We start from the raw sequence: 571 nt of genomic DNA on the forward strand, positions 1-571 counted from the left end.
TTTTTACTTGGGTATTTTTTTATCTGTTTTTTGCAATCTCTAAAAGTGATGTGAGATGTGTCCTTTTCTAAACCTTACTTTCATCATTATCACAATATTCTTCTGCGCGGTTTTCCTCTAGTGATATTAGTGATGACGTGCAGATTCCTGTATCTTCAAATGCTCAGCACAAAACCTTAACTTCTTACATTCACAGAGATAAGCAAAGCATGACGATTACCGCGACACAAACCCGTTTCTGCCATCAAACTTGGCAGTTGGACGCTCAGATTCAACTCGTTCAAAACCACAATGAAGTGACCTACGTAGTCACCGACGTGACTCCGTTTCATCCCGTTAGCCATATCTGGCCTGATCATCCCGCGGATAAAGGCATCTTAGTATTTAATGATCAACAATTTGAAGTGATTGATTGCCAAGTTGGTGCCATTGAAGTGGCAACCGGAGAGTTATTTGTTGGAGCGGCAATCCCTGTAAAGCGCGATACAGAAGGCTGGTTATTTGTTGTCGTACATGTATTAGCGCTTGTTGACACTCTATCTCAAGGTACACGAGTGACACTGAAAGTGGA

Annotated in this window: 1 pseudogene; it reads left to right on the forward strand. The window is 41.7% G+C overall.

The window, feature by feature from the left end:
* Positions 1 to 209: 209 nt before the first annotated feature.
* A pseudogene (locus tag R8O11_RS29995) lies at positions 210 to 571 on the forward strand (alanyl-tRNA editing protein); the annotation flags it as partial.

The sequence above is a fragment of the Vibrio sp. 1288 genome (assembly GCF_033344475.1).